This window comes from Bradyrhizobium sp. STM 3566, assembly GCF_045571445.1.
Lineage (GTDB): Bacteria > Pseudomonadota > Alphaproteobacteria > Rhizobiales > Xanthobacteraceae > Bradyrhizobium > Bradyrhizobium vignae.
In genome coordinates this window covers 3,965,073-3,991,032 of record NZ_CP120692.1, presented here as the reverse complement: position 1 = coordinate 3,991,032, position 25,960 = coordinate 3,965,073, and the positions used below count along the sequence as shown (strand labels likewise).

Sequence of the window (25,960 nt, the reverse complement as noted above, 5' to 3'; positions counted from 1 at the left end):
CGGTCCTTGAAACCGCGAGCGGAGGATGGAATGCCAGCCGTACAAGAGACGGTCGAGCGCGTGAAGCGCATCGACGTCGACCAGTATCGTTATGGGTTTGAGACCCTGATCGACTCCGAGAAGGCCCCCAAGGGGCTGTCGGAAGAGATCGTAAAGTTCATCTCGCAGAAAAAGAACGAACCCGCCTGGATGCTCCAGTGGCGGCTGGAAGCCTATCGGCGCTGGCTGACCATGACCGAGCCGACCTGGGCCCGCGTCGAATATCCCAAGATCGACTTCCAGGACATCCACTATTATGCGGCACCGAAACCGAAGAAGACGGTCACCTCGCTCGACGAGATCGATCCGGAGATCCTGAAGACCTACGAGAAGCTCGGCATTCCCCTGCGGGAAGTCGCGATGCTCGAGGGTATCGAGCCCAAGGTGGGCGAGCAGGATCCGGCGCAGCGCAAGATCGCGGTCGATGCCGTCTTCGATTCGGTCTCGGTTGCGACCACCTTCAAGGCCGAGCTGAAGAAGGCCGGCGTGATCTTCATGCCGATCTCGGAGGCGATCCGCGAGCACCCGGAACTGGTGCAGAAATATCTCGGCTCGGTTGTCCCGACCTCCGACAATTTCTACGCGACCTTGAATTCGGCGGTGTTCTCCGACGGCTCGTTCGTCTACGTGCCGCCGGGCGTGCGCTGCCCGATGGAGCTGTCGACCTATTTCCGCATCAACGAGCGCAATACCGGCCAGTTCGAGCGCACGCTGATCATCGCCGACAAGGGCTCCTACGTCTCCTATCTCGAAGGCTGCACCGCGCCGCAGCGCGACGAGAACCAGCTGCACGCCGCCGTGGTCGAGCTCGTCGCGCTCGACGATGCCGAGATCAAATATTCGACGGTGCAGAACTGGTACCCCGGCAATTCGGAAGGCAAGGGCGGCATCTACAATTTCGTCACCAAGCGTGGCGACTGCCGCGGCGCCCATTCGAAGATCTCGTGGACCCAGGTCGAAACGGGATCTGCGATCACCTGGAAATATCCGAGCTGCATCCTGCGCGGCGACAACTCCCGCGGCGAGTTCTACTCGATCGCGATCTCGAACGGATTCCAGCAGGTCGATTCCGGCACCAAGATGATCCATCTCGGCAAGAACACGTCGAGCCGCATCATCTCCAAGGGCATCGCCGCCGGCAAGTCGCAGAACACCTATCGCGGTCTCGTCACCGCGCATCGCAAGGCGACCGGCGCGCGCAACTTCACCGCCTGCGACTCGCTGCTGATCGGCGACAAATGCGGCGCGCACACCGTGCCCTACATCGAGGCCAAGAACTCCTCGGCGACGTTCGAGCACGAGGCGACGACCTCCAAGATCTCCGAGGACGTGCTGTTCTACTGCATCCAGCGCGGGCTCAGCCAGGAAGAAGCGGTCGGCCTCGTCGTCAACGGCTTCGTCAAGGACGTGCTGCAGCAACTGCCGATGGAGTTCGCGGTGGAAGCGCAGAAGCTGATCTCGATCTCGCTCGAGGGATCGGTCGGCTGATCGCCGACCCCAGCGGTGCGCACCTCGCGCTCCAACATCAATTGATAGACTGGATACAAGATGGCTTTGCTTGAAGTGAAAGACCTCAAGGTTCGTGTCGAGGAACGTGAGATCCTCCATGGGCTGTCGCTGACCGTGAACGAGGGCGAGGTACACGCGATCATGGGGCCGAACGGCTCCGGCAAGTCGACGCTCTCGCATGTCATCGCCGGCAAGCCCGGCTACGAGGTCACCGACGGCCAGATCCTGTTCAAGGGCGAGGACCTGCTGGAGATGGAGCCGGACGAGCGCGCTGCCAAGGGCGTGTTCCTGGCGTTCCAGTATCCGGTCGAGATTCCCGGCGTTGCCACCATGACGTTCCTGCGCACCGCGCTGAACGCGCAGCGCAAGGCGCGCGGCGAGAGCGAATATTCGACTCCGGATTTCCTGAAGAAGGTCCGCGAGGTCTCGAAGTCGCTGAACATCCCGCAGGACATGCTCAAGCGCGGCGTCAATGTCGGCTTCTCCGGCGGTGAGAAGAAGCGCAACGAGGTGCTGCAGATGGCGCTGTTCGAGCCGAGCCTGTGCATCCTCGACGAGATGGATTCCGGCCTCGACATCGACGCGCTGCGCATTGCGGCCGACGGCGTCAACGCGCTGCGCTCGCCGGGGCGCGCGATGGTCGTCATCACCCACTATCAGCGGCTGCTCAACTACATCGTGCCCGATTTCGTGCACGTGATGTCGAAGGGCCGCGTCGTGAAGAGCGGCGGCAAGGACCTGGCGCTCGAGCTGGAAGCGTCCGGCTACACCCAGTTCGAGGACGCCGCGTAAGGAATTTTGCGATGAACGTTGCTGTGGCAAAGACCGGGAACGGCCGCGCGGTGAGTGATCTCTTCGCCAGCGCCGAAGGCCGCTTGCCGGGTTCGCCTGACGTGATCGCGGCGCGCCGCGAGGCGTTCGAGAGCTATGAGCGTCTCGGCCTGCCGCATCGCCGGATCGAGGAATGGAAATACACGGATCTGCGCGCGCTGGTCGGTGAGGTGTTGCCGCTGGCGGCCGCGCCCGATGCGGCCGCGCTGAAGCGCGCCGCGGACGCCGTCAAGGCGCATGCAATCGCAGGCGCCTGCAAGCTGGTGCTGGTCGACGGCGTGTTCGCGGCCGATCTGTCCGATGTGAAGGCGCTGGCCTCTGAAGTAAGCCTCAAAGCTCTGCGGGAGATGCTGGACAAGGATGCCGGTCTCCTCAAGACCGCGTCCACCGATGCCGTGATCGCGCTCAACGCGGCGCTGGCGACCGACGGCGTGGTGCTCTCGATTGCCGATGGTGCGCAGCTCTCTGCGCCGGTCCAGATCATCCATGTCGCAACTGCCGCTTCGGCGTCGGCCTTCACGCGCTCGCGGGTGGCCGTCGGGAAGGGCGCCCGCGCCACCATCATCGAAAGCTTCGTCGCGGCCGACGCCAAGGCCTACCAGGTCAACGACGCCGTCATCGTCGCGATCGGCGACGACGCCGACGTCGCCCATATCCGCCTGATGGATGATGCGCCTGATGCGGTGAACGTCACCTCGCAGTTCGTCACCGTCGGTGCCAACACCAAGCTGAACTTCTTCAACATGACCACCGGCGCGGCGGTCAGCCGGCTGCAGGGCTTCATTACGTTCTCGGGCGAGGGCAGCGAGCTCGCGGTCAACGGCGTGAACCTCCTGAAGAAGACCGAGCATGGCGACACCACGTTGGTGGTCGACCATGCCGTGCCGAACTGCGTCAGCCGCGAGACGTTCCGCGCGGTGATCGACGATCGCGCCCATTCGGTGTTCCAGGGCCGCATCATCGTCCGTCCCGACGCGCAGAAGACCGACGGCAAGATGATGACCCGTGCGCTGCTGCTCTCGGACGAAGCCGAGGCCGACAACAAGCCCGAGCTGGAGATTTTTGCCGACGACGTCTCCTGCGGCCACGGCGCCACCGCCGGCGCGCTGGATGACAGCCTGCTGTTCTATCTGAAGGCGCGCGGCCTGCCCGAGAAGCAGGCCCAGGCACTGCTGATCCAGGCCTTCGTGGGCGAGGCGATCGAGCAGATCGCAGATGACGGTTTGCGCGAGCACGTGATCGGCATCGCCGAGCGCTGGCTGGAGCAGCGGTCATGAGCACGCATCCGGCCGTCAAGAACGGCGCCTATGACGTCGCGCGCGTGCGCCAGGACTTTCCAGCGCTCGCCATGCAGGTCTACGGCAAGAAGCTGGTCTATCTCGACAACGCGGCTTCGGCGCAGAAGCCGCAGTCGGTGCTTGACCGCATGACGCAGGCCTATACGAGCGAATACGCCAACGTGCATCGCGGCCTGCACTACCTCGCCAATGCGGCGACGGAGGCCTACGAGGGCGCGCGGACAAAGGTCGCGCAGTTCGTCAACGCCCGCCGCACCGAGGAAATCATCTTCACCCGCAACGTCACCGAGGCCATCAACCTCGTGGCGTCGTCCTGGGGCGAGCCGAACATCAAGCAGGGCGACGAGATCGTCCTCTCGATCATGGAGCACCATTCCAACATCGTGCCCTGGCACTTCCTCAGGGAACGTCATGGCGCGGTGATCAAATGGGCGCCCGTCGATGACGACGGCAATTTCCTGATCGACGAGTTCGAGAAGCTGCTGACGCCCAAGACCAAGCTTGTCGCCATCACCCAGATGTCGAACGCGCTCGGAACGTTCGTTCCGATCAAGGAGGTGGTGCGGCTGGCCCATGATCGCGGCATTCCGGTGCTGGTCGACGGTGCGCAAGGCGCGGTGCATCTGCCCATCGACGTGCAGGACCTCGACTGCGATTTCTACGCGTTCACCGGCCACAAGATCTATGGCCCGACCGGCATCGGCGCGCTCTATGCCAAGCATGAGCACCTTGTCGCGATGCGGCCCTTCAACGGCGGCGGCGAGATGATCCGCGAGGTTGCGAAGGACTGGGTCACCTATGGCGATCCGCCGCACAAGTTCGAAGCCGGCACCCCGCCTATCGTGGAAGCGATCGGCCTTGGCGCTGCCATCGACTACGTCAACTCGATCGGCAAGGAGCGCATCGCCGCCCATGAGCAAGATCTCACCACCTATGCCCAGGAGCGCTTGCGCGAGATCAACTCGCTGCGGCTGATCGGCACGGCGCGCGGCAAGGGCCCGGTGATCTCCTTCGAGCTCAAGGGCGCACACGCCCATGACGTCGCCACCGTGATTGACCGCCAGGGCATTGCGGTACGCGCCGGCACCCATTGCGTGATGCCGCTTTTAGAGCGGTTCAACGTGACGGCCACCTGCCGGGCCTCGTTCGGCATGTATAATACGCGGGAAGAAGTCGATCATCTGGCACAGGCGCTGCTGAAGGCGCGGGATTTGTTCGCATGACTGACACGGCCGAAGTCAAAGCCAATCCGATGGAGACCCAGTCGGCTCTGCCGCCTGAGGAGACCGAGCGTCTCACGACCGAGATCATCGCCGGGCTCAAGACCGTGTTCGACCCGGAGATCCCCGCCGACATCTACGAGCTCGGCCTGATCTATAAGGTCGAGATCAAGGACGATCGTTCGGTCGACGTGCTGATGACGCTGACGACGCCGAACTGCCCGGCCGCCGGCGAGCTGCCGACCATGGTCGAGAACGCGGTCGCCAGCGTTCCCGGCGTCGGCGTGGTCAACGTCAAGGTCGTCTGGGAGCCGCCGTGGTCGCCGGAACGCATGAGCGACGAGGCGCGCCTCGTGCTCAACATGTGGTAACGGTGTCAGCCCGCATTGAATTCGCTCCTCAACGGACCACATAGATAACATGACCCAGGCGACACCAGCATCCTCCACTCCGAAGCCGCGGCGGCCCCGCCCGCAGGTGATGCGGCTGACGGACGCTGCTGCCCGGCGCATCACCGAGCTGACCCAACGGGCGGATTCGGAGATCGTGGGCCTGCGCGTGGGGGTAAAGAATGGCGGCTGCGCCGGCCAGTCCTACACGGTCGAATACGCCCATGAGATTCGCCCGACCGACGAGGTCGTCGAGGACAAGGGCGTCAAGATCCTGGTCGATCCCAAGGCCGTGCTGTTCCTGCTCGGCACCGAAATGGACTACAAGACCGACAAGATGCAGGCCCAGTTCGTCTTCAACAATCCCAACCAGGTCTCCGCCTGCGGCTGCGGCGAGTCGGTCGAGCTGCGGCCGGCCAAGATCGACGGGTAGCGCCTTCTCAGTACTCTCGTGTCCCGGACGCGCTGCAGCGCTATGGCGCGTCGAAGACGCGCGTAAACGCGCTTATGGCGCTGCTGCGCAGAGCCGGGACCCACGCTATAGTCGTCGGTGCAGAAGACTGGGCCCCGGCTCAGCAGCGCCATAGCGAGTCGAAAGGCGCGCGTAAGCGCGCTTATGTCACGCTGCGCCGCGTCCGGGGCACGAGAGAGCGTGCCCATGGACCGCGAATTCCTGATCGATCTGTTCGCCGATTTCGGCCCCGTCACCATTCGCAAGATGTTCTCCGGCTACGGCATCTCCGCTGACGGCGTCAATTTCGCGCTGTCGCTGCGTGCCGGCCTGTTCTTCCGTGCGGACGAGACGACCATTCCGCATTTCGAGGCTGAGGGCTCAAAGCCATTCCAGTACGCGACCCGCGCCAAGACCGTGCTGGTCAACTCCTACTGGGAGCTGCCCGCGCGCCTCTTCGATGATTCTGCAGAGCTTGCCCAGTGGGCGAGGGCGGCACTCGCCGCAGCTCAGCGCGCCAAGGTGAAGAAGCGGCCGAAGGCGAACAAGGCGGCGAGCAAACCCGCGAAGAAGGCTGTCAAGCCTGCGAAAGCGTCGAGAACGGTGACCAGGAAGAGTTCGCTTCGAAAGCGTGCCAAGCGAAAGGCCTGACGATCAATCCACGGCCTTGGTCAGGCCGACCCTCATGTACTTGGCCGTGAAGACGCAGCTGCCGTCGGCAGTCGTCCGTTAAGAAGCCGATTGCAGCGGTGAGCGGTCGCTGATGGCTGCGATGAGGGTGGCCAGGAAGAGGCACCAAAGAACCCTCAGCCAGGCGAGGATGCGGCGGAAGTTGTGACCGACGGCAGAGAGGATGACGTTGGCGGCATCGCCGGCGCGGCCTTTGAGGTAGCAGCGGCCGAGGTGACCATCGGCCTTCAGGTGTCCGATGACGGGTTCGATGGCGGAGCGGCGGCGCAGCTCGCGCTTGATGATACCGAAGACGCCGCGCTTCTGGCCGGAGATGAAGACACGGCGCGGGTTCTGCGCGTCATGGCCGCGGTATCCCTTGTCGACATAGGCCCGCTCGATCGGACAGCCGGTGAGTGTCTCGGTGCGGTCGATGACGTCCCGCAGGGTGTGACCGTCGTACGGGTTATCGGGTAGCGCCCTGGCGTGCAGCACGAACAGGCCGCCGGGAGCACGGCGGTTGTTGGTGACGATGGAGGCTTTGACACCGAACTCGTAAGGCGCGGCTGCTTTGCCCTTGCCGATGCACTCGACCTCCGGAGCATGGAAGGAATACAGCTTCCAGCCGCGCTGGCGCTGCTGCTGCGAGCGGATCTGCGCGGCCCGGCTGAGCGGCAGGGCGAAGGCGTTCTCGAGCACGGCCTGAGCTTCGATCTTGCGGCGGATATCGCGGATGATCCGGCCCAACCGGCTGCGCAGGATGCGCAACTGCCGCTGATGCCGTTTGAATTGCTTGGCATGGGCGTAGCGGGAAGCCATCATGGCCGCGGTCTTGGCAATGCGAAGATAGGACTGCCGCAGCCTGATCCCGTGCTTCCTCGCCAGACGGTTGAGCCCCTTGATCGCCGCGTGCAGCAGCTTGGCATCGGTCGGGAAGGTGATGGCCTTTGGCTGCACCGTGGTATCGACTGTGACCCGCTTGAGGTCTTGGCCGCGTAACGCGCCGGCCTCGTGCGCCACCCGCAGGCTCTCGGCCAGCAGCAGTTCCAGCTTGTCGCCGAGCCGCGCTTGCGCCAGTGGCTCAGGTCCGAGCGCTCGTGCGGGAAGGCGTGCTGGAAGAACTCTTCGCCGGTGAAGTACTGGAAATATGGGTCGTGGACCCAGCGCTCGCAGACCCCCTCATCGGACAGGCCGTAAATGTGCTTGAGCAGCAGCAGCCCGATCACGAAGCGGGTCGCGATGCCGGGCCGGCCGTTCTCGCTGTAGAGCGGCGCGATCTCGCCGTCGATCCAGTCCCAATCGACCTTGCCAGCGAGCTGAACCAGCTCGTGCTTCATGTTGATGATCTGGTCCAGCCTGGCCCGGAACAGATCGCCCGATCCCGTCGTCCTGTGCTTCTTCGGTCGCATCGCCACCTCCGATGCGGCCACCGAATCATGTCTGGCGATCTGACGGAATCCTGAAAATGAAATTGCAAGGTTCCGATGCCCGAAGCATCAAAACCCTGCAATCCTAAAACACCCCGCAACCACAAATGCGATTCCAGCTCAATCGCTTAGCCGCTCTTCACGGATGACTCGGCAAGCACGCGGCCGTCGGCAATTCCGAGCACCAGCTTGCCGCGCCGGACCATGCGCATTGCGACCTCGTAACGCACGCGTTTTGTGTCGGGTGTAATGGTCCCCGTGCACTCGACTTCCCCGACGCCGATGGCGCGGCCCTTGCCCGGAGAGCCCGACCAGCCGAGCCAGTAGCCGATCATCTGCCACATGGCGTCGAGCCCCAGGGAGGCCGGCATCATCGGGTCGCCGTGATAATGGCAATCGAAGAACCAGTGGCTCGGTGTGATGTCCAACTCGCCGACGACATGGCCCTTGCCGAACTCGCCGCCGTCCAGGCTGATCTCCGTGATGCGGTCCATCATCAGCATCGGCGGTGCCGGCAGCTGCGCATTGCCCGGGCCGAAATAGCCGCCCTCGCTCGATCTCAGCAGCTCGTCCCTGGTGTAGGACGGTTGCGGCGTATGGAAATCGTGAGGATTGGGCAAGGTGATGGGTCCTCGATGCCCGCGTCAGGCGCCGCGGCGGCGAGGAAGATGTCGGTCCGCAAGCGGGAATGTCAAGCGCGGACGGCGGCCGTCTCACGCTACCCGGCTGCGAGTCTCGACCGCGTATTCGGGATCGGCTTCGCAGATCACGCGGTTGCGGCCGTTGCGCTTGGCGGCGTAGAGGCAGGCATCGGCACGCTCGATCAGCGCGTCCGTGTCGTCGCCCTCCTTGAGCATGGAGACGCCGACGGAGATGGTGACGCGGCCGAGAATCTCGCCGGTCGATTTCTTCTTCAGTTCCTTCGCCATCACGGCGCGGCGGATGTGGTCGGCCACGGTGAGCGCCTGGCGCAGCGCGGTGTTGGGCAGCACGACCGCGAATTCCTCGCCGCCGTAACGCGCCGTAATGTCCTGGCCCTTGATGGTCTGCTTCAGCGAGAGGCCGACGAGCCGCAGCACCTGGTCGCCGGTGAGATGGCCGTAGGAATCGTTGAACGACTTGAAGTGATCGATGTCGAACAGCAGCAGCGACAGCGGCTCGCCCGAGGCGAGCGCGCTCTGCACGGCCATGCCGATCATGCGGTCGAAATATTTGCGGTTGCCGAGGCCGGTGAGCGGATCGGTCAGGCTCTCGGCGCGGATCGCTTCCAGGCTCTGCTGGAGATTGCTGATCTCGTTCTTCGACAGCGTCAGCCGGTCTTCCAGCGCCTTGTTGGTCTGACGCATCTCGCTGGTCGAGCGCAGCAGCGCTTCGACGATACCCTTGATCTGGTCGCGACTCTTGGCCGACGACAGCTTGTCGGTCGCGCCCGACAGGCTGGCATCGTAGGCGCCGGTCATGCCGAGCGCCTCGCCCAAGACCTTCATCACGTCGTCGATCTCGCCGATGACGCGCGCGCCGACCTTGTCGATGCGGTCGGTGGTCTTGATGTGGGAGAGATAGGTCTCGTAGATCTGCTCGAGATCGGCTTCGGTCAGCTTGCCGCTGCGCGCCAGCGTCTCGTTGATGATCTTGTTGAGCGGCGCGTTGTAGCCGGTGGCGTAGACGTACCAGATCTCATAGTTGCGGGGAATTGCCGTCTGCCGAAGCGATCGGATCTGACCGAGCGCCACCTCGGCGAACGCCATCGTGCGTTCGTGGTCGAGCACCTTGATCACAGAACATACCCCACAACGGTCGGCGCGCCATCGACCGCAGCAATGCTTAAATTAATTATCTTCGTAGGCTAACGGACGATCGTGAACGCCCCGTAAATATACGTCCACGAAACCTCTAAAAACGTGTATTTCAATTTTCTGCAACCGAAAGCGGGAAGCGCACTTCAGGCGCCGGCAGGGGAGCGAACCGGCCGCAGCAGAAACGCCGGCAGATGCGAGTGATCGCCCGGCTCGGTGTCGATCTCGCGCTGGCGGCGCGGCTCGGGACGGCCGATCGAGGGCACATGGGAGGTGTTGGCCTGCTGGCGCGCATCGTGCCGCGGCTCCGCCCGGCGCTTGTCGTCGGACCGATGCCTTGCCGCGGCGGGCTGTCTTGCCTCGCGCGGCTCGTGGCTGCGCTCGCGGTCGTGGCCGCGTTGCGGCTTGCCGCGTCCGCCGCGTGAACGTTCGCGACCGCGCTGCTCGCGCGGACGCTCGCCGGCATCGGCGGCCTCGGCTGGGACTTCGTAATCGCCTTCGGCGCGCGGAATGCTCTGGCCGATCAGCTTTTCGATCGCCGCCATCGACTTCTGGTCGAGCGGTGTCACGATCGAGATCGCGGTGCCGGTTCGCCCGGCGCGGCCGGTGCGGCCGATGCGGTGGACGTAATCGTCGGCGTTATGGGGAACGTCGAAATTGAAGACGTGGCTGACCTCGGGAATGTCGAGGCCGCGGGCGGCGACGTCGGAGGCGACGAGCAGCGGCAGCTCACCCTTGCGGAACTGGTCGAGCGCGGCCATGCGGGCGGGCTGGTCCATGTCGCCATGCAGCGCTCCGACGCTGAAGCCGTGCTTCTGAAGCGATTTGTGGACGATCGCCACCTCGCGCTTGCGATTGCAGAAGATGATCGCGTTCTTGAGGTCCTTGGCCTCGCGTAGCAGGCGGCGAAGCAGCTCGCGCTTCTCGTGCGCCTCGCGTCCGGCGGGCACCTGGGCTTGCGTGACTGTCACGGCGGTGGTGGCCGGCCGGGAGACCTCGACCTTCTGCGGATTGTGCAGGAAGGCTTCGGTGATGCGCCGGATTTCCGGCGGCATGGTCGCGGTGAAGAACAGGGTCTGCCGCGTGAACGGGACGAGCTTGCAGATGCGTTCGATGTCGGGAATGAAGCCCATGTCCAGCATGCGGTCGGCCTCGTCGATGACGAGCAGCTCGACGCCGGTGAGCAGGAGGCCGCCGCGTTCGGTATGGTCGAGCAGGCGGCCGGGGGTTGCGATCAGCACGTCGACGCCGCGCATCAGCTTGGCATCCTGGTCACCGAAGGAGACGCCGCCGATCAGGAGGGCGACGTTGAGTTTCTGGCCGGCGCCGTAGCGGTCGAAGTTTTCCTTCACCTGGGCCGCGAGCTCGCGGGTCGGCTCGAGGATCAGCGTGCGCGGCATGCGCGCCCGGGCTCTGCCCTTTTCGAGGATGGTGAGCATCGGCAGCACGAAGGCCGCGGTCTTGCCGGTGCCGGTCTGGGCGATGCCGAGCACGTCCTTGCGTGCGAGGACGTGGGGGATCGCCTGTTCCTGAATGGGGGTGGGGTTGGTGTAACCGGTGGCCGCCACTGCGGCGAGGACTTTTTCGGACAGTCCGAGATGAGAAAAGGACATTGAGCCTCTGGTCGAAACCGCCGTTCGGAATCGAGGGTAATAAGGCTGTCGCGTTCCACCCCGAAACGGCGCGCTCTCAAAGAAGCTGGGGGTGCTGACTCACGCGGACAAAGCGCAAGGCCCAGGAATCGCTCTTCGATCTGAGCCGCGTCGCCCCGGAACATAGGGAGGAATTGGCCAAAGTCAATGGAGCGGACGCGGGAAGGCCCTAAAAAACCTGAGGTTTTTACCCAAATTGCGGGCGCGGTTTGGGTTTTCCGCTCCTCCAGCGGTCCGGCCGGAACCGCCAAGACGAGGGTTAATGCCCGTCCGAAGCCTTGGCCCGGAAGTCGCCGGGAGCCATGCCATAGGCGGCGTTGAACACCCGGTAATAGGTCGCCAGGCTCTCGAAGCCGCAGGCGCTCGCGATGTCGGCGATCAGCCGTTCCGGCGTGTCGCGCAGCAGGCGGCGGCTCTGTTTCAGACGCTCGTCGGTCACGGTCTGCGAGAAGCTCTTCTCCGCCGTCTCGAACAGCATGTGGAGATGACGCACGGAGATGCCGAGCAGGTCGGCCACCATGGTCGGCGCGAGATGAGGGTCTTGCAGACGGCGTGCGATCAGCCGCCGGGCCTGTGAGAGGCGGGCGGTCCGCAGCGCGGCCTGTCCGCGCCGGCTGCCGGGCCGCACGATGCCGCGTTCGATCAGCGCCAGATGGGCCAAAGCTTGAACCAAGGAGGTCTGGACCACGGAGGCCGCATCGGCGGCGGCATCATCCGCGCCGGCCTCGCCGAGATCGGCAAGGCAGGTAGCGAGCAGGGGCGCCAGGGCTGCATCGTTGAAGGTGCGGGGCGACAGCTCGCGCATGCGCTTGTCCTGCGCCGGGATGCTGCTCATCGGGATCTTCAGGATCCGGAGATGGAAGCCGCCGGCGCCCAGCGGCGCGGTGCGGTAGGGCAGGTCGGTATGGCTGGTGGCGAAGCTGCCGCTCGCGATCGAAAAATCGCTTGTGCGCATGCCGCCGAACCAGCCGCCACTGCCGAGCTGCTGGTAGACGCAAATCGCGTCACCCGGGGCGTTGGCGATGTCGGACGCACTGCGCTCGACCGCGTAGGGCGAAGCCTTCAGCTCGACGAGGCCGGCGCCGCCAAGCTGGCGCAGCGAGAATTCGCCGAAGAAGTCCGCGCGCCGTTCGCGTTCGAGCTCGGCGGTGACGCCGAACAGGCCCTTGGCGCGCACCTCGCGCCAATAGTCGAAGCGGTCCTGCGGCTCCACCTCGTTCGTACACCAATACACGGAAGACTCCCCTTCGGATGGCCTGACCAGAGGAGCAGATTCACCCCAATTATTCCATAGGCGGGCTGGCGGATGGACCGAAAGCGACGCCCGAGACGTAGTCGGTAAAGCAGGCCAAGCCGCGTGTGCATTTCACTCCCGATTGGAAGCTTCCTCCGGCTGGGGCGCTGGGCTCTGAGCGGCCTCCAATCTTACCGGAGATCCTTTCGCGGGCGGAGCTTTCGGCAGGACCTTTGCACTCTGCATCTGCTTCTTGGGTTCGCTTCTTTGCTGCTCTCGAGCGGCCGATGAAGCCTGGACGGGCGCGGTCGCGATGTTGAGGCTCAACAATTTCCACTGGCGAGAAGAGGCTTCAAACACGAGATCGAACTTCACCTGCTGCGGACTCGTTGGAACGTAGCCGGAGATGCGAAGGTGCCCGTCGGCGTCTATGTCGGGAGTGCCAGAAAGCTGAGGTGACAACAGCATCACACTAAATAGGCTGAGATTGCTCCTTCTCATGTCTGCGAAAACGAGCGCAAGATCGGCGGATGTGTTTCTAATCTGGAACTCTCGTGAGGCGAGATCCCGCAGGACCGTGTAGTTTCCGGACTGGTTGGCATCGTTGAGCGTCAGCAATGTTGAACGCACCAACAGCAGAGCTTGGTCGACCGGCACATGGACCTTGGTTCGTGCCGGCGCCGCGGGGGCTCTTTCGGTTGGGGTGGCGCCAGGAGCTGCACCGCCCGACGAGTTCTGGGAAGGAATGCTGGTCTGCGACGAAGCGCTGGTTGGGCGGAGGACCATGACACACAGCGCCAGGATGAAGGCGGCATAAAGCGGGGGGCGCAGCATGACACCTACCATCCGACGCGCAGGCCTGCGCGCGCGCCAACGAGGTTCTGATTGGTCGAGTAGCCCACGCCGCCTGTGAACTGCAGATTATCATTGAGACGGACCGCGCCGTTGAGCGCCAGACCGTTTTGTCCCTGGAAGTTGCCATAGTTCATCGTGAACGCCACGCGCTCGCTTGGGAGCACCGTTGGCACGCCTGCCATGGCCATTGCCATGGCGACGCCGGCCGTCGCTTTAGTGGTGCGATTTGAAATTTCGTCGATCCTGCTATTTACCCCCGCAAGCGCCTGGTCGAACTGTCCTCCCAGTGCCGAGAGGCTGGCATCAACATAGCTCTTGTTTGCAGCATCCGTTCCTGCCAGCGGGGCGGCAACGTTCTGAATTCTGTTGGCGCCCATGTTGACCGAGGCGCCGGGTGACACCTGCAGCGCTGTCGTGATGTTGGCCGTGCCGATGTTCGCCGTCGTGACGTTCGCCGTGGTCATATTCGCCGTAGTGACATTGGCAGTGGTCACGTTAGCAGTCGTGATCGTAGCCGTCGTCACGTTGGCGTTGGTTGCGTTGATCAGAGGCGTGTTGACCGAGGTATTTGCCGTCAATGTGTCGGTTGTCAGATTGCCTGTGTTGGTAATGCCATTGAACGTCGCGAGACCCGCCACGTTGAGGGTGCCTCCGATCGTGGCATTGCCTGTCGTGCTCAACGTGTCGGTAGAAATGTTTCCGGTGTTGTTGATGCCCGAAAAGTTCTGGGAGCCCGCAAAGGTCACCCCTCCGTTGAAGACAGCATTTCCATTGAATGTAGCCGTCGTGCCGGTGGCAAAGGTCGAATTGCCGTTGACGTTGGTCGTGCCCGTTGTCGTGGTGCCGTCCACGGTCATGTCCTGCGCAGCATGAATACTGTCACCGAAAAGCAGGGGGCCGGCGAAGAACGGGTCGAAGGGATTGGAGCAGTCGTCGTCCTGCACGATCAGAACTTGCTGTTCGCTGCCGTTTACGAAAGAACAGACGGCATGGATCGCATGGGCCGGTTTCGGCGCCAACATGCAGGCGGCGACGGCGAGCAGCGGACCCCAATTCTTCAATGAACGGCTGGTGAGGCTTTGTTGGGATATCATTTCGAATCTCCAGAAGCCGAGGATGTAACCTCTGAAACGGCTTGTCGTGCGTAGTCTTGCACAACGATCGCCGATCTTCTGTCGTCGGCAGGCAACAGCGTTGTCGGATGGGTTTACATAAGACGAGTGAGGCTTTGCGATTTGCGCGACAGCGCGTCAGCATGACGCAGGCCTGTTGATTGATCCGCGCTCATTCTTGATGTTAGGCGAGCGGGATCTTTGCTTTTTACGAAGTGAGGAACCAGTCCGAATCTTGCAATCTTTGCGTGAATCGCTAGCTTCCAAAGCTCATTGGAATGCACCGTCCATGGCTTGTGCCAGCGAATTTGCACCCCGACGCTTCAGCACCGATGACTTGCCCGAGCGAGAAAGGCTCGCCCGATGGCGTGAGGAGTTCGGAAGGACGCTGGTACGTGTAGATATCGAACCCTTGTCGAACGACGTTCCGTTCAGGGCGGAGGCCGTGCTTCAAAACCTCCCGGGTGTGCGCCTCGCGTCCTGCGATGGCTCCGCGGCGCGCCTCAATCGCACGCGCGCGTTGGCTGCCGACGGTGGGGACTGGATTGGGTTATTCATCAATCTTGGGCAAGCTGCATCCGTATCCCAGCGCGGTGCCGAATTGGAGCTTGGACCGGGTAATGCGGCGTTCGTCCGCCCGGGCGAAGCTGCCCTGCTGTGCGGCACAAGACATCTCCATTTGTTGTTTCCGCGCGCCGCTCTGGCCCTCCGGACACACGATTTGGACGGCGCGGTCATGCGGCCAATTGCGCACAACGATCCGGCGCTGCGGCTGCTTCTCGGGTACCTTGATCTCGTTCAGAATGCGCCTGGTCTTGAGCAGACCGCGCTGCAGCAAACGGTTGTCAATCACATTCACGATTTCGCTGCGCTGATGATCGGCGCCAACCGCGATACGCGACAGCAGGCAAGGGGCGCGGTCGCGGCGGCACGTTTGGCCGCTGCGATCGATTTCATCGGAAAATCCTTTACGGATCCCGGATTGTCGCTGGCAGGTGTTGCCGATCGTCAACACATCTCGGCGCGCTATCTGCAGGAACTGTTGGAGAAGTCGGGGGCATCATTTACCGCACGCGTGAACGAATTGAGGTTGAAGCGGGCGTTTGCGCTCGTCACAAAATTCCCGGACCGGCCTGTGTCCGAGATTGCGGCTCAGGTTGGATTCTCCAATGTCTCGCATTTCAATCGATTGTTCCGGAATCGGTTCGGCGATAGCCCAAGTGGGGTACGCGACCGTGCCTGACGGTTCTGGCCGATGATCGGTCCCGTCGCCCGTGATGATAGGCGCTTGAACCGATCTGCCCAGTTTGCGCACTATGTATTGAGCGTTTTGGCCAGGGATGCAGGGGCGGGAACTTCACATGACATGTATGTTGTCCAAGGCGGCTTTGGCTCTCGGCCTGGCTGCGTTGCTGGTGGGCGCAGCTCCCGCCCAAGCCGAGAAGCGCGTCGCGCTGGTCGTCGGTAACAACGACTACAAGAACGTGCCGAAGCTGCTCAAGGCGGTCAACGACGCCCGCACCATGGGTGATACGCTGAAGCAGCTCGGCTTTTCGGTGATGGTCGCCGAGAACCAGAACCGGCAGCAATTCTCCGAGACGTTGCTCGCGTTCGACAAGGCGGTCGAGCCCGGCGACACCGCGTTCTTCTTCTATGCCGGTCATGGCTTCGAGATCGCCGGCCAGAACTATCTGCTGCCGACCGACGTGCCCGCGGCGACGGAAGGACAGGAGGAGCTGGTGCGCGATGCTTCCATCCTGGCCGACCGCATCGTCGAGCGCCTCCAGAACAAGAAGGCGCGGACCTCGATCCTGGTGTTCGATGCCTGCCGCAACAACCCGTTCGAACGCAAGGGCACCCGCGCGGTCGCCGGCGGCGGCGGGCTAGCGCCGATGACGCAGCTGCCGGAAGGCGTGTTCTCGGTGTTTTCGGCAGGACCTCGCCAGACCGCGCTCGATCGTCTGTCCAATGACGACACCAATCCCAATTCGGTGTTCACGCGCACTTTCGCCAAGGAGCTGCTCCAGCCCGGCGAGAACCTCGTGCAGGTGGCGCAGCGCACGCGCCGTCTGGTCAGCGAGATGGCCGACACCGTCAAGCACAGGCAGGTGCCGGTCTATTTCGACCAGATGGTCGACGACGTCTTCCTCAGCGGCATGGCGAAGGATACCACGGCGCGGCCGGCCGAGCCGCCGCAGAAGCTCGCGGCGCTGCCGCCGGTGTCGGTGCCGCAGATCCCGAAGGAAGAGACGATCAACGCGCCGATCGCGAGCTTCTCGCGGCACGATGGCGGCTGGAGCATTACGTTCTCCTTCGCCGATCCGACGCTCGGCATTTCCTGGCGCATGGCCGGCAAAGGCGATTTCCGCGAAACCGGCTTCATCGACACGCTCGATCCGCGCACGCGCAAGCGGGTGCCGAACCCGTCGATCGAGTTGCCGCCCGATGCGCAGGCCGGCACCATCGAGGTCCGCTATGTCGATCAGTCCGGCGAGACGCAGGGACCGTTCCCGATCAAGTTCGATCCCGAGGCCGCACTGATCCGCGACCAGCGCAAGATCCTCGACATGACGTCGACCAGCTGGCTGTCGTTCCGCGTGTTCAACGGCCTGTTGGTCTACTACACGCACCTCGTGTCGCACCGCTGCGCCATCCGCGAGGTGCGCATCGGCATCGACACCGCCGTGCCCAACCAGGTGCTCAAGATGCCGCCTTGCGACATGCGCGACCCCAGCGCAATTAGCGCCGGCATGCCGCTCTACATGAAGCTCGCACCAAGCACGCAGTCCGTCTCGGTGGAGCTGACCTATCGCGACGGCAGCGTCTCGGAGATCAAGACGTTTCGGAGCGCGAACCGGAGTAATAATTGATACGCTGTTCGGCCGGAGGATTGTGATGGGATCACCTTACGACGTGGACGAACTTACATCGGACAAGCCAAGGTGAAAGTGCTAGAGCAGGGGATGATAAATTTCATCATCGTCACGTTCCTTACGACGCTTCCGGTTCTGGCCCAGACCACTCCAGTCCCCGCACCGCCACCACTGACCGACCGCGAGCGAGTCCAAGCAGACCGTTCGAAAGCCGCCGAAGATGAGAGGCTAGCTCCGATCACTCGACCATGGGATCGCGATGCCGATGGCAAGCGCCCATGGGAACGGAAGTCGTCAAAGCCCTGAGACGAGCGAACATCGCTTCCCAGCGGAAGGAACAACTCCTTTGGTCCCTGGATTGTCTGTCAAACCAGGGAGACGATCCATGATCCGCAGATCCATTCTCGTGACCATCGCTTGTGCCGCACTTTCGACGGCGGCCTTTGCCCAAGGCGGCGGTGGTGCTGGGGGCGGCGGTGGTGCAGGTGCAGGTGGAGCGGCCGGCGCCGGCACGGGGACCGGTGGCGCCAGCGCGGGGGCTGCGGCCAACTCAGGTGTCGGAGTGGGCTCGTCGTCCAGCAGCGCCAACTTCGGGCCGTCGGCTCCCTCCGGGATGGGAACGCATGACACCACCACGGGAGCCAACGTCAACACCAACATCGGCCGACCCAATCCGAATGCTCAGCCCCCGACCGCGAACGCCAAGACGCCGGCAGCAGCGCAAGCCGAGCGAAACATGGGCGTCGGTCACGCCCCCAACGGGTTGCCGATCGGCAGTCCGGGCACCGGGACCAGCAACGAGGACCAGAAATAGTCTGGCCCCGTTTCAGGCAAGGCCCGCGTCCGGCGGGCCTTTTGTCGGGCGCTTGTTTGCTGCTGGAAACCGCGGTGCGCTTTTCCCTGCAAATTGAGACTGCCTTCGGCCTGAATCGCGCTAGTATCGTCCGGCATAGCTTGATCGATGCTCACGGCGCGGATCGCGGTGGCAATGATATCCGACCAACAACAAAGCCGGACCATGAAGGTCCGCTGCTGCATCGTCGGCGGCGGCCCGGCCGGCATGATGCTCGGCTATCTCCTGGGACGGGCCGGCATCGATGTCGTGGTGCTGGAGAAGCATGCGGATTTCTTCCGCGACTTCCGCGGCGACACCGTGCATCCCTCGACGCTTCAGGTGATGGACGAACTCGGGCTAATCGACGGCTTCCTGAAGCTGCCGCATCAGCGTCTGCAGAAGATGGACGGCCTGTTCGGCGGCACGCCGGTGCGCATCGCCGATCTTGGCCGGCTCCATACCAAATACCCCTTCATTGCCTTCATGCCGCAATGGGATTTCCTGAATTTCCTGCGCGAGGCCGGCCGGCGCTTAACGCAGCTCAAGGTGATGATGAGCACGGAGGCGGTGGATCTGATCCGTCGCGGCGAGACGGTCGCCGGCGTGCGGGCGAGGACGCCTGACGGCTTCATCGACATCGAGGCCGATCTCACCGTTGCCTGCGACGGCCGCCATTCGACGGTGCGCGAGCGCGCCGGCCTTGCGGTCGAGGAGATCGGCGCGCCGATGGACGTGCTTTGGTTCCGCGCCGGCCGCAAGCCCGAGGAGACTGAAAACCTCTTCGCGCGGATCGAGCCTGGCAAGATGATGGTCACCTTCGACCGCGGCGATTACTGGCAATGCGCCTATGTCATCGCAAAAGGACAGTATGAGGCAGTCAAGGCGAGGGGACTATCGGCGCTGCTCGACGATGTCGTGCGCATGGCGCCGATCCTCAGGTCCGGCATCGCCGAGGTGAAGAGCTTCGACGACATCAAGCTGCTCACCGTCGCGATCAACCGACTGACGCGCTGGATGCAGCCGGGCCTGCTGTGCATCGGCGATGCCGCGCATGCGATGTCGCCGGTCGGCGGCGTCGGCGTCAATCTCGCCGTGCAGGACGCGGTCGCGACCGCCAACCTGCTGGCGGACAAGCTGCAGCACGGTTGTCCCTCGGAGAACGAGCTCGATGCCGTCAGGCGTCGCCGCGAGTTTCCAGTGAAGATGACGCAAGCAATGCAGGTGATCGTGCAGAACAACATCATCCGCGGCGCCTTACAGGGCGGCGACCAGCCGCTGAAGGTGCCGCTGATCGTGCGCCTCATCACCGCGCTGCCGTGGCTTCAGGGCATTCCGGCGCGCCTGATTGCGCTCGGCGTGCGGCCCGAGCACGTGCATTCGCGGGCCGCGCCGGGATCGTAGCGCAAGGCTTCGGTAGGGATAACGCCGTGCTAAATCGCGCACTGCGCGTTGCGCGCTTGCAACAGCCCCAACGGATTCACAGGCCGATGCGTGCCCAGCCGCCACATTAACCGTGTTGATTTCAATTTTAGTAAGAGCCGTCGGTGACCGTGCGGCCATCAAAGACACGGGGTGTACCATGCGTAACAAATTGATTGCCGCCTTCGCCTGTACGACAGCTCTGATTTCGACCGGCGCTGCTTCGGCGGCCGATCTCGCTGCGCGCTACACCAAGGCGCCCGCCTATGTCGAGCCGCTGTTCAACTGGACCGGTTTCTATGTCGGCGGCCACATCGGTGGCGCATGGACCAACGAGCAGTTCATCAACAACGGGACGGGCGCGGCGTTCGGCGATTTGCTTCCGGGAGAGGGATATCGTCAGCGCAATTCGGGCGTCATGGGCGGCGCGCAGATCGGCTACAACTGGCAGGCCAACAACTACGTGTTCGGTGTGGAAGGCACGATCTCCGGCCTCGACAACAAGGGTACGGTCGTGAACACCGCGTTCGCACCGGCGAACGATGTGTTCTCCTGGCGTGCCAATGTGCTGGCGACGGTCGTCGGCCGCGCCGGCTTTGCCGTGCAGAACAACCTGTTCTACATCAAGGGCGGCTATGCGGGGGTCAACAACCGGCTCTCGGTCACCGACCCGGTTGTGACGGGTACGGGCGGACAAACTCACTGGGCCAATGGCTGGACCGTCGGCGCTGGCTGGGAATACGGCATCACCCGCAACTGGATCGTCGGCCTCGAATACAATTACGCGGCCTTCGGCAGCCAGACCTATCAGCTCGGCGGCACGGCGGGCAATTACACCTTCGATGCCAAGCCGCGTGACATCCAGTGGGCCGTCGTGCGCGCGAGCTACAAGTTCGACGCGCCGACCATCGCCCGCTACTGAGCACGTCGACGCAACGCGACCAACGATCAAAAAAGAGCACTGCCAAAATTCAAGAGCCCCGGCTTCGACCGGGGCTTCCTTTTGTGCGCAATGTTGTGGTGCAGGCCCGGACTCAGGCCATCACCGAGAAGCCGCCGTCGATCGGGATCGCGGTGCCCGTGACGAAGTTCGACGCGGGCGAGGCGAGGAACACGGCGATGCCGGCGAAGTCGTCGATGTCACCCCAGCGTCCCGCGGGCGTGCGCGCCAGCACGCGCTCGTGCAGCCCCGAGACCTTCTGCCGCGCGCCGCGGGTGAGATCGGTGTCGATCCAGCCTGGCAGGATGGCGTTGACCTGGATGTTGTCGGGCGCCCAGGCATTGGCGCAGGCGCGGGTGTACTGCACGATGCCGCCCTTGCTCGCCGCATAGGCTGTCGCGAAACTCGCGCCGAAGATCGACATCATTGAGCCGATATTGATCACCTTGCCGTTGCCGGATGCCTTCAGCGCCGGATAGGCCAGCTTCGAGCACACGAAGGCGCTGGTGAGGTTGGTGTCGATCACCTTGTTCCATTCGTCGAGCTCGAGTTCGTGCGGCGGCTTGCGGATGCTCATGCCGGCATTATTCACGAGGACGTCGATGCGGCCGAGCTCCTTCACCACGCGGTCGATCATGGCCGCGACGGCCGCCTTGTCGGTGACGTCAGTCGCGATGGCAATCGCCTTCACCCCGCGCTGCCTGAGATCGGCGACCGCTTCCGCGGACTTGGTCTCGTTGCGTCCGATCACGGCGATGTCGGCGCCGGCATCGGCAAGGCCGCGCGCCATGCCGAGCCCGATGCCGCCATTGCCTCCCGTGACGATCGCGACCTTGCCGCGGAGATCGAACCGGCTGGATGTCATGCTTGTATTCCCTGGTTTCTTCTATTGGTTGCTCTGCCAGATCAGCACCAGCCCGAAGCCGGCCATGGCTGCGCCATAGCCGGCCCATTGCAGCTGGTTGACCATGAAGCTCGACCGCGGCCACGGAACGGTGCCCGTGCCCTGTCCGATCCAGAGCAGGCCGACGGCGGTCGCAAACAGGCCTGCGACAAGCAGAAATCTGCGCATGCATTCCTCCCGTTGGTCTGGTTCTGTCGCGGTCTGCGGCATCAACGATCGCCGCGGCCACGAAAACTTCGACTCAGACTAGCCGTGGCTTCGGTCCGGATACAATGGCTGGGTGCAGATCGTCGGGAGCACGCATACGCGCGCAAGGTGATCCCTGCAACGAAAAAGCCCCGGACGATGCCGGGGCTTTGACGTCTGAACGGGAGGTCAGATCAGTACTTCGCGACGACCGGACCGGTCCAGTTGAAGCGGTAGACCAGCGAGGTGCTGATGGTCTGCACCAGGGGCTTGAAGCTGATGGAGTCGGTCGTCGCGACATTGCCAACGTCGGTGCGGACGGCAATGTCCTTACGATCGTAGTAGGCAGCACGATATTCGGTCTTCATGAACCAGCCCGGCGCCGTGATGCCGAAGATGTTCAGATTGTTCTCGACGCCACCGCCGACGAACCAGCCATTGCGGTTGAACGAGTCGGTGTGGAAGCCCGAAGCCGTCCCGGCGAGATTCGTCAAGCCAGCGCCCGACCAGTGCGATCCACTGTAACCGCCATTGACGTACGAGAGAACATTCGGAGCAACCAGATAGCCGACGCGAACACCCGCAGCCCATGCGTCCTGCATCTTGATGCGGCCGGTCAGCGCAGCAAACTCATCGTTGATGCTGCCGCGCAGGCTGCCGAACTGACCATCGGCGAACACACCAGCCACCCAGGTGCCGGCGAACTGCCAGTCGTAGCCGGCACCAACCGTTCCAAACCAGCCATCGCCGCCAACACGCTGATCGATCGTCACGGGAACTCCAACGAAGTTGGTGTGGGAGTCCGCATCCCAGACGCCGCCGCCGGCGCCGCCGAAGATGTAGAAGCCGGTCCAGCTGGCGACGGGCGCCGCGACCGGAGCCTTCGTGTAGGGACGGGCCGCAAGGTCGGCCGCCGAGGCCGAACCGGTCATCGCCGCGACCGCGGTCAGAGCGAGCAAAGTCTTCTTCATGTCAAAATCCCCAACCTTAGGTCTGTAGGCGCGAGCGCACCGAAGTTCGTATCATCTGATACCCGGACTATAGACGGTTCTCGCCGAAATGCTGTTGCCGGGCAGGCACAGTCGCCGGAAAACGCCGGTGCGTGGGTATTCGGAGCGCCATCGCGCAAATCAAAATTAATTCGATATTTCAATGCGTTGGGGAATTTGAGAATTTTGATTTCGGGTAACGTCTCGTTAGCGAATTCGGCTTTGTCCGAAATGGAGGCAATCCTGCCTCGCGCTTGGCGCCGGTGAGTCGATGGCTGAGTCGCCATGCGGCGATTGCGGGACGCGACGAAAACATCGACGGATCGTCCGGCCGGATCGCCGGAAAATGCGGTCACCCCCTCAAACAAAACGGCCCCGGCTTTAGGCCGGGGCTGTCTCGGAAGGCGGCCGGCCTGGTTACGGCCTCACACGTCCAGCAGCTCTTCGCTGGCAAATTCGGCCTTGTCCGAGATGAATGCGAAGCGCGCCTCGGCCTTGGTGCCCATCAGGCGCTCCACCGAATCGGCCGTGGTATCGCGATCGTCGGCGAGCAGCACCACCTTGAGCAGCGTCCGCTTGGTCGGATCCATGGTGGTCTCCTTGAGCTGCGCCGGCATCATCTCGCCGAGGCCTTTGAAGCGGTTCACCTCGACCTTGGCGTTGGCGCTGAACGCGCTCTTGAGCAGCGCCTCCTTGTGGGCGTCGTCGCGGGCGTAGACCGACTTCGAGCCGTGGGTCAGCTTGTAGAGCGGTGGCACCGCGAGGAAGAGGTGGCCCTCGTCGATCAGCCGCGGCATCTGCCGGTAGAAGAAGGTGATCAGCAGCGAGGCGATATGGGCGCCGTCGACGTCGGCGTCGGTCATGATGATGATGCGCTGATAGCGCAGATCCTCTTCGCGATAATGCGCGAGCGTGCCGCAGCCGATCGCCTGCACGAGATCGGAAAGCTGCGCGTTCGCCGTCAGCTTGTCCTTGCCGGCGGAGGCGACGTTGAGGATCTTGCCGCGCAGCGGCAGCACGGCCTGGGTCTTGCGGTCGCGCGCCTGCTTGGCGCTGCCGCCGGCCGAGTCGCCCTCGACGATGAAGAGCTCGGAGCCTTCGGTGCCGGCGTCGGTGCAGTCGGCGAGTTTGCCGGGCAGGCGCAGCTTCTTGCCCGCGGTTTTCCGCGCGGTCTCTTTCTCCTGGCGGCGGCGCAGCCGCTCCTCGGCGCGGTCGATCACGAAGTCGAGCAGCCGGTTGGCCATGTTCGGATTGCCCGACAGCCAATGGTCGAACGGATCCTTTATCGCCTGCTCTACGATGCGCTGCGCTTCGGCGGTGGCGAGGCGGTCCTTGGTTTGGCCCTGGAATTCAGGCTCGCGCACGAACACCGAGAGCATCACGGCCGCGCCGACCATCACGTCTTCCGAAGTGACGGAGGCCGCGCGCTTGCCCTGGCCGACGCGCTCGGCGTGATCCTTCAGGCCGCGCAAAAGTGCGCTGCGCAGGCCGGACTCGTGCGTGCCGCCATCGGGCGTCGGCACGGTGTTGGTGTAGGAAGACAGGAACCCATCGGCATCCGCCGTCCAGGCCACCGCCCATTCGCAGGCGCCATGCGCGCCGTTGCGGCCCGACTTGCCGGAGAAGATGTCGGGATGCACCAACGTGTCGGCGTGGATTGCGGCCGCCAGGTAATCCTTGAGGCCGCCGGGGAAGTGGAACGTCGCCTCGGCCGGCACGTCCTCGATGCCCTTGAGCAGCTCGGGCGCGCAATTCCAGCGGATCTCGACGCCGCCGAACAGATAAGCCTTCGAGCGCGTCATCTTGAACAGGCGCTGCGGCTTGAACGCCGCTTTGGCACCGAAGATGTCGGTATCCGGCTTGAAGCGCACGCGCGTGCCGCGGCGGTTGCTGACCTTGCCGAGGTCCTCGAGCTTGCCCTTCGGGTGACCGCGCTCGAACGTCATGCGGTAGAGTTTCTGGCTGCGCGCGACCTCGACCTCGAGACGCGAGGAGAGGGCGTTCACCACCGAGATGCCGACGCCGTGCAGACCGCCCGAGGTTTCATAAACCTTGCTGTCGAACTTGCCGCCCGAATGCAGGGTGCACATGATGACTTCGAGCGCCGACTTCTTCGGGAATTTCGGGTGCGGATCGATCGGGATGCCGCGGCCGTTGTCGGTGACGGTCAGGAACCCGTCAGCGCTGAGGTCGACCTCGATGAAGGTCGCGTGCCCGGCCAGCGCCTCGTCCATCGAGTTGTCGATGACTTCTGCGAACAGGTGATGCAGCGCCTTCTCGTCGGTGCCGCCGATATACATGCCGGGCCGGCGCCGCACCGGTTCCAGGCCTTCGAGCACCTCGATGTCGGCCGCCGTGTAATCGGCTTCCCCGCCGCTTCCGCGTGACGCCGCCTTGGCGGCACGGGGTTTCGGCTCGTCACCGCCGAAAAAGTCGTCTTTTGCTTTGGGTTTCAATTGCTTGGACATATATCTTGATGCGTTTTGAGGGCCGCGGAAGCGGCGAATCGGTTAGGCCGACTATGCCACTTCTCACTCGGAAAGGTTACCGCGGGCGGGCCGGGCGGTGTGGGTTGGGAGCCAATCCCGGCGATTTTACGCCGCAGCCCCACCAGTTCCCGCCAATTTGACGTTCCCACCCGAGCATGTCGGGCTTTTGTGACTTGATGTCACACAAGTCCTTGGCTTACCAGTCCTTTTCATCGAGCAGCACCTTGAGACGGGGCGGGAAGGCTATTTTTGATGGAGCAGTTTGCGCACGGCCTGGCTGACCTCGTGCGTGTTCACCAGGCTTGGGCGGCGCCAATCGTGTTCCTGCTCGCCTTCGGGGAGTCGCTTGCGTTCATCTCGCTCTTGATCCCGGCCTGGGGCGCGCTGGTGGCCATCGGAGCGCTGATCGGGGTGAGCGGCATCAACTTCTATCCGGTCTGGATCGCCGGTGGCCTCGGGGCGGCGCTGGGCGACTGGGTCTCGTACTGGTTCGGCTACCGCTACAAGGAGCACGTCGCCCAGATGTGGCCGCTCTCGCGCTACCCGGAGCTGCTGCCCAGGGGCGAGGCCTTTGTCCGGAGCTGGGGGATACCCAGCATCTTCATCGGGCGTTTCTTCGGGCCCTTGCGCGCCTCGGTGCCGCTCGCGGCCGGCATCTTCGAGATGCCCTATTGGAGCTTCCAGGCCGCCAATTTCGTCTCGGCCCTGATCTGGTCGGCCGTGCTCCTGCTGTTCGGCGACGTGCTCGCCAAGATCATGGAATGGATCTGGCGCGTCATCTGACGCCAGAACCTTGACGGGAACCGCAACTGGCCTTATAGCCGCGCGCCATGATCGACGCCG

At 63.6% G+C, this 25,960-nt stretch carries 23 protein-coding genes and 1 pseudogene; 13 read left to right on the top strand and 11 right to left on the bottom strand.

What is annotated here, in order from left to right:
- Window positions 1-30: 30 nt before the first annotated feature.
- From sufB to P6U27_RS19215, 7 genes are all read left to right on the top strand, one after another.
- Complete coding sequence (sufB, locus tag P6U27_RS19245) at window positions 31-1,527, top strand: Fe-S cluster assembly protein SufB (RefSeq protein WP_122403413.1); 1,497 nt, start codon at window positions 31-33, stop codon at window positions 1,525-1,527.
- Between the two features lie 60 nt (window positions 1,528-1,587).
- On the top strand, window positions 1,588-2,340 hold the full coding sequence (gene sufC, locus P6U27_RS19240) for a Fe-S cluster assembly ATPase SufC (protein WP_122403412.1): 753 nt from the start codon (window positions 1,588-1,590) through the stop codon (window positions 2,338-2,340).
- 11 nt (window positions 2,341-2,351) lie between these two features.
- The gene (gene sufD, locus P6U27_RS19235; protein WP_407192340.1) at window positions 2,352-3,656 is read left to right on the top strand and encodes a Fe-S cluster assembly protein SufD; all 1,305 of its coding nucleotides are present in this window, start codon (window positions 2,352-2,354) and stop codon (window positions 3,654-3,656) included.
- On the top strand, window positions 3,653-4,900 hold the full coding sequence (locus P6U27_RS19230) for a cysteine desulfurase (protein WP_122403410.1): 1,248 nt from the start codon (window positions 3,653-3,655) through the stop codon (window positions 4,898-4,900). The genes sufD and P6U27_RS19230 overlap by 4 nt, the downstream gene beginning before the upstream one ends.
- Complete coding sequence (locus P6U27_RS19225) at window positions 4,897-5,268, top strand: SUF system Fe-S cluster assembly protein (RefSeq protein ID WP_122403409.1); 372 nt, start codon at window positions 4,897-4,899, stop codon at window positions 5,266-5,268. The genes P6U27_RS19230 and P6U27_RS19225 overlap by 4 nt, the downstream gene beginning before the upstream one ends.
- A 49-nt stretch (window positions 5,269-5,317) precedes the next feature.
- On the top strand, window positions 5,318-5,719 hold the full coding sequence (locus P6U27_RS19220) for a HesB/IscA family protein (protein ID WP_407192339.1): 402 nt from the start codon (window positions 5,318-5,320) through the stop codon (window positions 5,717-5,719).
- 225 nt (window positions 5,720-5,944) lie between these two features.
- Window positions 5,945-6,388 (top strand): TfoX/Sxy family protein, encoded by a 444-nt coding sequence (locus P6U27_RS19215; RefSeq protein WP_407192338.1) that lies wholly within the window; start codon window positions 5,945-5,947, stop codon window positions 6,386-6,388.
- 78 nt (window positions 6,389-6,466) lie between these two features.
- Here the strand turns inward: P6U27_RS19215 and P6U27_RS19210 are convergent.
- The 7 genes and pseudogenes from P6U27_RS19210 to P6U27_RS19180 all read right to left on the bottom strand — a co-directional run bounded on the left by P6U27_RS19210 (window position 6,467) and on the right by P6U27_RS19180 (window position 14,464).
- Window positions 6,467-7,815 (bottom strand): annotated as a pseudogene (locus P6U27_RS19210) (IS5 family transposase).
- Window positions 7,816-7,961: 146 nt separating this feature from the next.
- Window positions 7,962-8,453: a bifunctional 3-hydroxydecanoyl-ACP dehydratase/trans-2-decenoyl-ACP isomerase gene (fabA, locus tag P6U27_RS19205; protein WP_407192337.1), complete on the bottom strand. Its 492-nt coding sequence runs from the start codon at window positions 8,451-8,453 to the stop codon at window positions 7,962-7,964.
- Between the two features lie 93 nt (window positions 8,454-8,546).
- On the bottom strand, window positions 8,547-9,611 hold the full coding sequence (locus P6U27_RS19200) for a GGDEF domain-containing protein (RefSeq protein WP_407192336.1): 1,065 nt from the start codon (window positions 9,609-9,611) through the stop codon (window positions 8,547-8,549).
- A gap of 164 nt (window positions 9,612-9,775) precedes the next feature.
- Window positions 9,776-11,242, bottom strand: a complete 1,467-nt coding sequence (locus P6U27_RS19195) for a DEAD/DEAH box helicase (protein WP_407192335.1) — start codon at window positions 11,240-11,242, stop codon at window positions 9,776-9,778.
- 298 nt (window positions 11,243-11,540) lie between these two features.
- Window positions 11,541-12,515, bottom strand: a complete 975-nt coding sequence (locus P6U27_RS19190) for a helix-turn-helix transcriptional regulator (protein ID WP_407192334.1) — start codon at window positions 12,513-12,515, stop codon at window positions 11,541-11,543.
- A 132-nt stretch (window positions 12,516-12,647) separates the two neighbouring features.
- Window positions 12,648-13,349: a hypothetical protein gene (locus tag P6U27_RS19185; RefSeq protein ID WP_407192333.1), complete on the bottom strand. Its 702-nt coding sequence runs from the start codon at window positions 13,347-13,349 to the stop codon at window positions 12,648-12,650.
- 5 nt (window positions 13,350-13,354) lie between these two features.
- A complete protein-coding gene (locus tag P6U27_RS19180; RefSeq protein ID WP_122403401.1) occupies window positions 13,355-14,464 on the bottom strand; it encodes a YadA-like family protein in 1,110 nt (369 codons plus the stop codon).
- Between the two features lie 307 nt (window positions 14,465-14,771).
- Here P6U27_RS19180 and P6U27_RS19175 point away from each other — a divergent pair, with 307 nt between their 5' ends.
- The 5 genes from P6U27_RS19175 (at window position 14,772) to P6U27_RS19155 (ending at window position 20,531) form a co-directional block, all read left to right on the top strand.
- A complete protein-coding gene (locus tag P6U27_RS19175) occupies window positions 14,772-15,725 on the top strand; it encodes an AraC family transcriptional regulator (RefSeq protein ID WP_407192332.1) in 954 nt (317 codons plus the stop codon).
- Window positions 15,726-15,843: 118 nt separating this feature from the next.
- Window positions 15,844-17,352, top strand: a complete 1,509-nt coding sequence (locus P6U27_RS19170; protein WP_407192331.1) for a caspase domain-containing protein — start codon at window positions 15,844-15,846, stop codon at window positions 17,350-17,352.
- A 388-nt stretch (window positions 17,353-17,740) separates the two neighbouring features.
- Complete coding sequence (locus P6U27_RS19165; RefSeq protein ID WP_407192330.1) at window positions 17,741-18,169, top strand: hypothetical protein; 429 nt, start codon at window positions 17,741-17,743, stop codon at window positions 18,167-18,169.
- Between the two features lie 174 nt (window positions 18,170-18,343).
- The gene (locus P6U27_RS19160; protein ID WP_407194459.1) at window positions 18,344-19,591 is read left to right on the top strand and encodes an FAD-dependent oxidoreductase; all 1,248 of its coding nucleotides are present in this window, start codon (window positions 18,344-18,346) and stop codon (window positions 19,589-19,591) included.
- Between the two features lie 178 nt (window positions 19,592-19,769).
- Window positions 19,770-20,531: an outer membrane protein gene (locus P6U27_RS19155; RefSeq protein WP_122403396.1), complete on the top strand. Its 762-nt coding sequence runs from the start codon at window positions 19,770-19,772 to the stop codon at window positions 20,529-20,531.
- Window positions 20,532-20,643: 112 nt separating this feature from the next.
- On the opposite strand, the gene P6U27_RS19150 is transcribed toward P6U27_RS19155, so the two are convergent.
- The 4 genes from P6U27_RS19150 to parE form a co-directional block, all read right to left on the bottom strand.
- On the bottom strand, window positions 20,644-21,414 hold the full coding sequence (locus P6U27_RS19150; RefSeq protein ID WP_407192329.1) for an SDR family NAD(P)-dependent oxidoreductase: 771 nt from the start codon (window positions 21,412-21,414) through the stop codon (window positions 20,644-20,646).
- Window positions 21,415-21,435: 21 nt separating this feature from the next.
- Complete coding sequence (locus P6U27_RS19145; protein ID WP_018641722.1) at window positions 21,436-21,621, bottom strand: hypothetical protein; 186 nt, start codon at window positions 21,619-21,621, stop codon at window positions 21,436-21,438.
- Window positions 21,622-21,833: 212 nt separating this feature from the next.
- Window positions 21,834-22,610: an outer membrane protein gene (locus P6U27_RS19140; RefSeq protein WP_209294258.1), complete on the bottom strand. Its 777-nt coding sequence runs from the start codon at window positions 22,608-22,610 to the stop codon at window positions 21,834-21,836.
- A 443-nt stretch (window positions 22,611-23,053) separates the two neighbouring features.
- Window positions 23,054-25,096 (bottom strand): DNA topoisomerase IV subunit B, encoded by a 2,043-nt coding sequence (gene parE / locus P6U27_RS19135; protein WP_407192328.1) that lies wholly within the window; start codon window positions 25,094-25,096, stop codon window positions 23,054-23,056.
- Window positions 25,097-25,369: 273 nt separating this feature from the next.
- Between parE and P6U27_RS19130 the strand changes: the two genes are divergently transcribed.
- Window positions 25,370-25,900, top strand: a complete 531-nt coding sequence (locus P6U27_RS19130; protein ID WP_122403391.1) for a DedA family protein — start codon at window positions 25,370-25,372, stop codon at window positions 25,898-25,900.
- The last annotated feature ends 60 nt before the right edge of the window (window positions 25,901-25,960 follow it).

Excerpts from the sequence above, each read along its gene's own strand:
- sufB (WP_122403413.1), top strand. The coding sequence starts at position 31 with ATGCCAGCCGTACAAGAGACGGTCGAGCGCGTGAAGCGCATCGACGTC.
- sufC (WP_122403412.1), top strand. The coding sequence starts at position 1,588 with ATGGCTTTGCTTGAAGTGAAAGACCTCAAGGTTCGTGTCGAGGAACGT.
- sufD (WP_407192340.1), top strand. The coding sequence starts at position 2,352 with ATGAACGTTGCTGTGGCAAAGACCGGGAACGGCCGCGCGGTGAGTGAT.
- P6U27_RS19230 (WP_122403410.1), top strand. The coding sequence starts at position 3,653 with ATGAGCACGCATCCGGCCGTCAAGAACGGCGCCTATGACGTCGCGCGC.
- P6U27_RS19225 (WP_122403409.1), top strand. The coding sequence starts at position 4,897 with ATGACTGACACGGCCGAAGTCAAAGCCAATCCGATGGAGACCCAGTCG.
- P6U27_RS19220 (WP_407192339.1), top strand. The coding sequence starts at position 5,318 with ATGACCCAGGCGACACCAGCATCCTCCACTCCGAAGCCGCGGCGGCCC.
- P6U27_RS19215 (WP_407192338.1), top strand. The coding sequence starts at position 5,945 with ATGGACCGCGAATTCCTGATCGATCTGTTCGCCGATTTCGGCCCCGTC.
- P6U27_RS19195 (WP_407192335.1), bottom strand. The coding sequence starts at position 11,242 with ATGTCCTTTTCTCATCTCGGACTGTCCGAAAAAGTCCTCGCCGCAGTG.
- P6U27_RS19185 (WP_407192333.1), bottom strand. The coding sequence starts at position 13,349 with ATGCTGCGCCCCCCGCTTTATGCCGCCTTCATCCTGGCGCTGTGTGTC.
- P6U27_RS19180 (WP_122403401.1), bottom strand. The coding sequence starts at position 14,464 with ATGATATCCCAACAAAGCCTCACCAGCCGTTCATTGAAGAATTGGGGT.
- P6U27_RS19175 (WP_407192332.1), top strand. The coding sequence starts at position 14,772 with ATGGCTTGTGCCAGCGAATTTGCACCCCGACGCTTCAGCACCGATGAC.
- P6U27_RS19170 (WP_407192331.1), top strand. The coding sequence starts at position 15,844 with ATGACATGTATGTTGTCCAAGGCGGCTTTGGCTCTCGGCCTGGCTGCG.
- P6U27_RS19165 (WP_407192330.1), top strand. The coding sequence starts at position 17,741 with ATGATCCGCAGATCCATTCTCGTGACCATCGCTTGTGCCGCACTTTCG.
- P6U27_RS19160 (WP_407194459.1), top strand. The coding sequence starts at position 18,344 with ATGATATCCGACCAACAACAAAGCCGGACCATGAAGGTCCGCTGCTGC.
- P6U27_RS19155 (WP_122403396.1), top strand. The coding sequence starts at position 19,770 with ATGCGTAACAAATTGATTGCCGCCTTCGCCTGTACGACAGCTCTGATT.
- P6U27_RS19150 (WP_407192329.1), bottom strand. The coding sequence starts at position 21,414 with ATGACATCCAGCCGGTTCGATCTCCGCGGCAAGGTCGCGATCGTCACG.
- P6U27_RS19145 (WP_018641722.1), bottom strand. The coding sequence starts at position 21,621 with ATGCGCAGATTTCTGCTTGTCGCAGGCCTGTTTGCGACCGCCGTCGGC.
- P6U27_RS19140 (WP_209294258.1), bottom strand. The coding sequence starts at position 22,610 with ATGAAGAAGACTTTGCTCGCTCTGACCGCGGTCGCGGCGATGACCGGT.
- parE (WP_407192328.1), bottom strand. The coding sequence starts at position 25,096 with ATGTCCAAGCAATTGAAACCCAAAGCAAAAGACGACTTTTTCGGCGGT.
- P6U27_RS19130 (WP_122403391.1), top strand. The coding sequence starts at position 25,370 with ATGGAGCAGTTTGCGCACGGCCTGGCTGACCTCGTGCGTGTTCACCAG.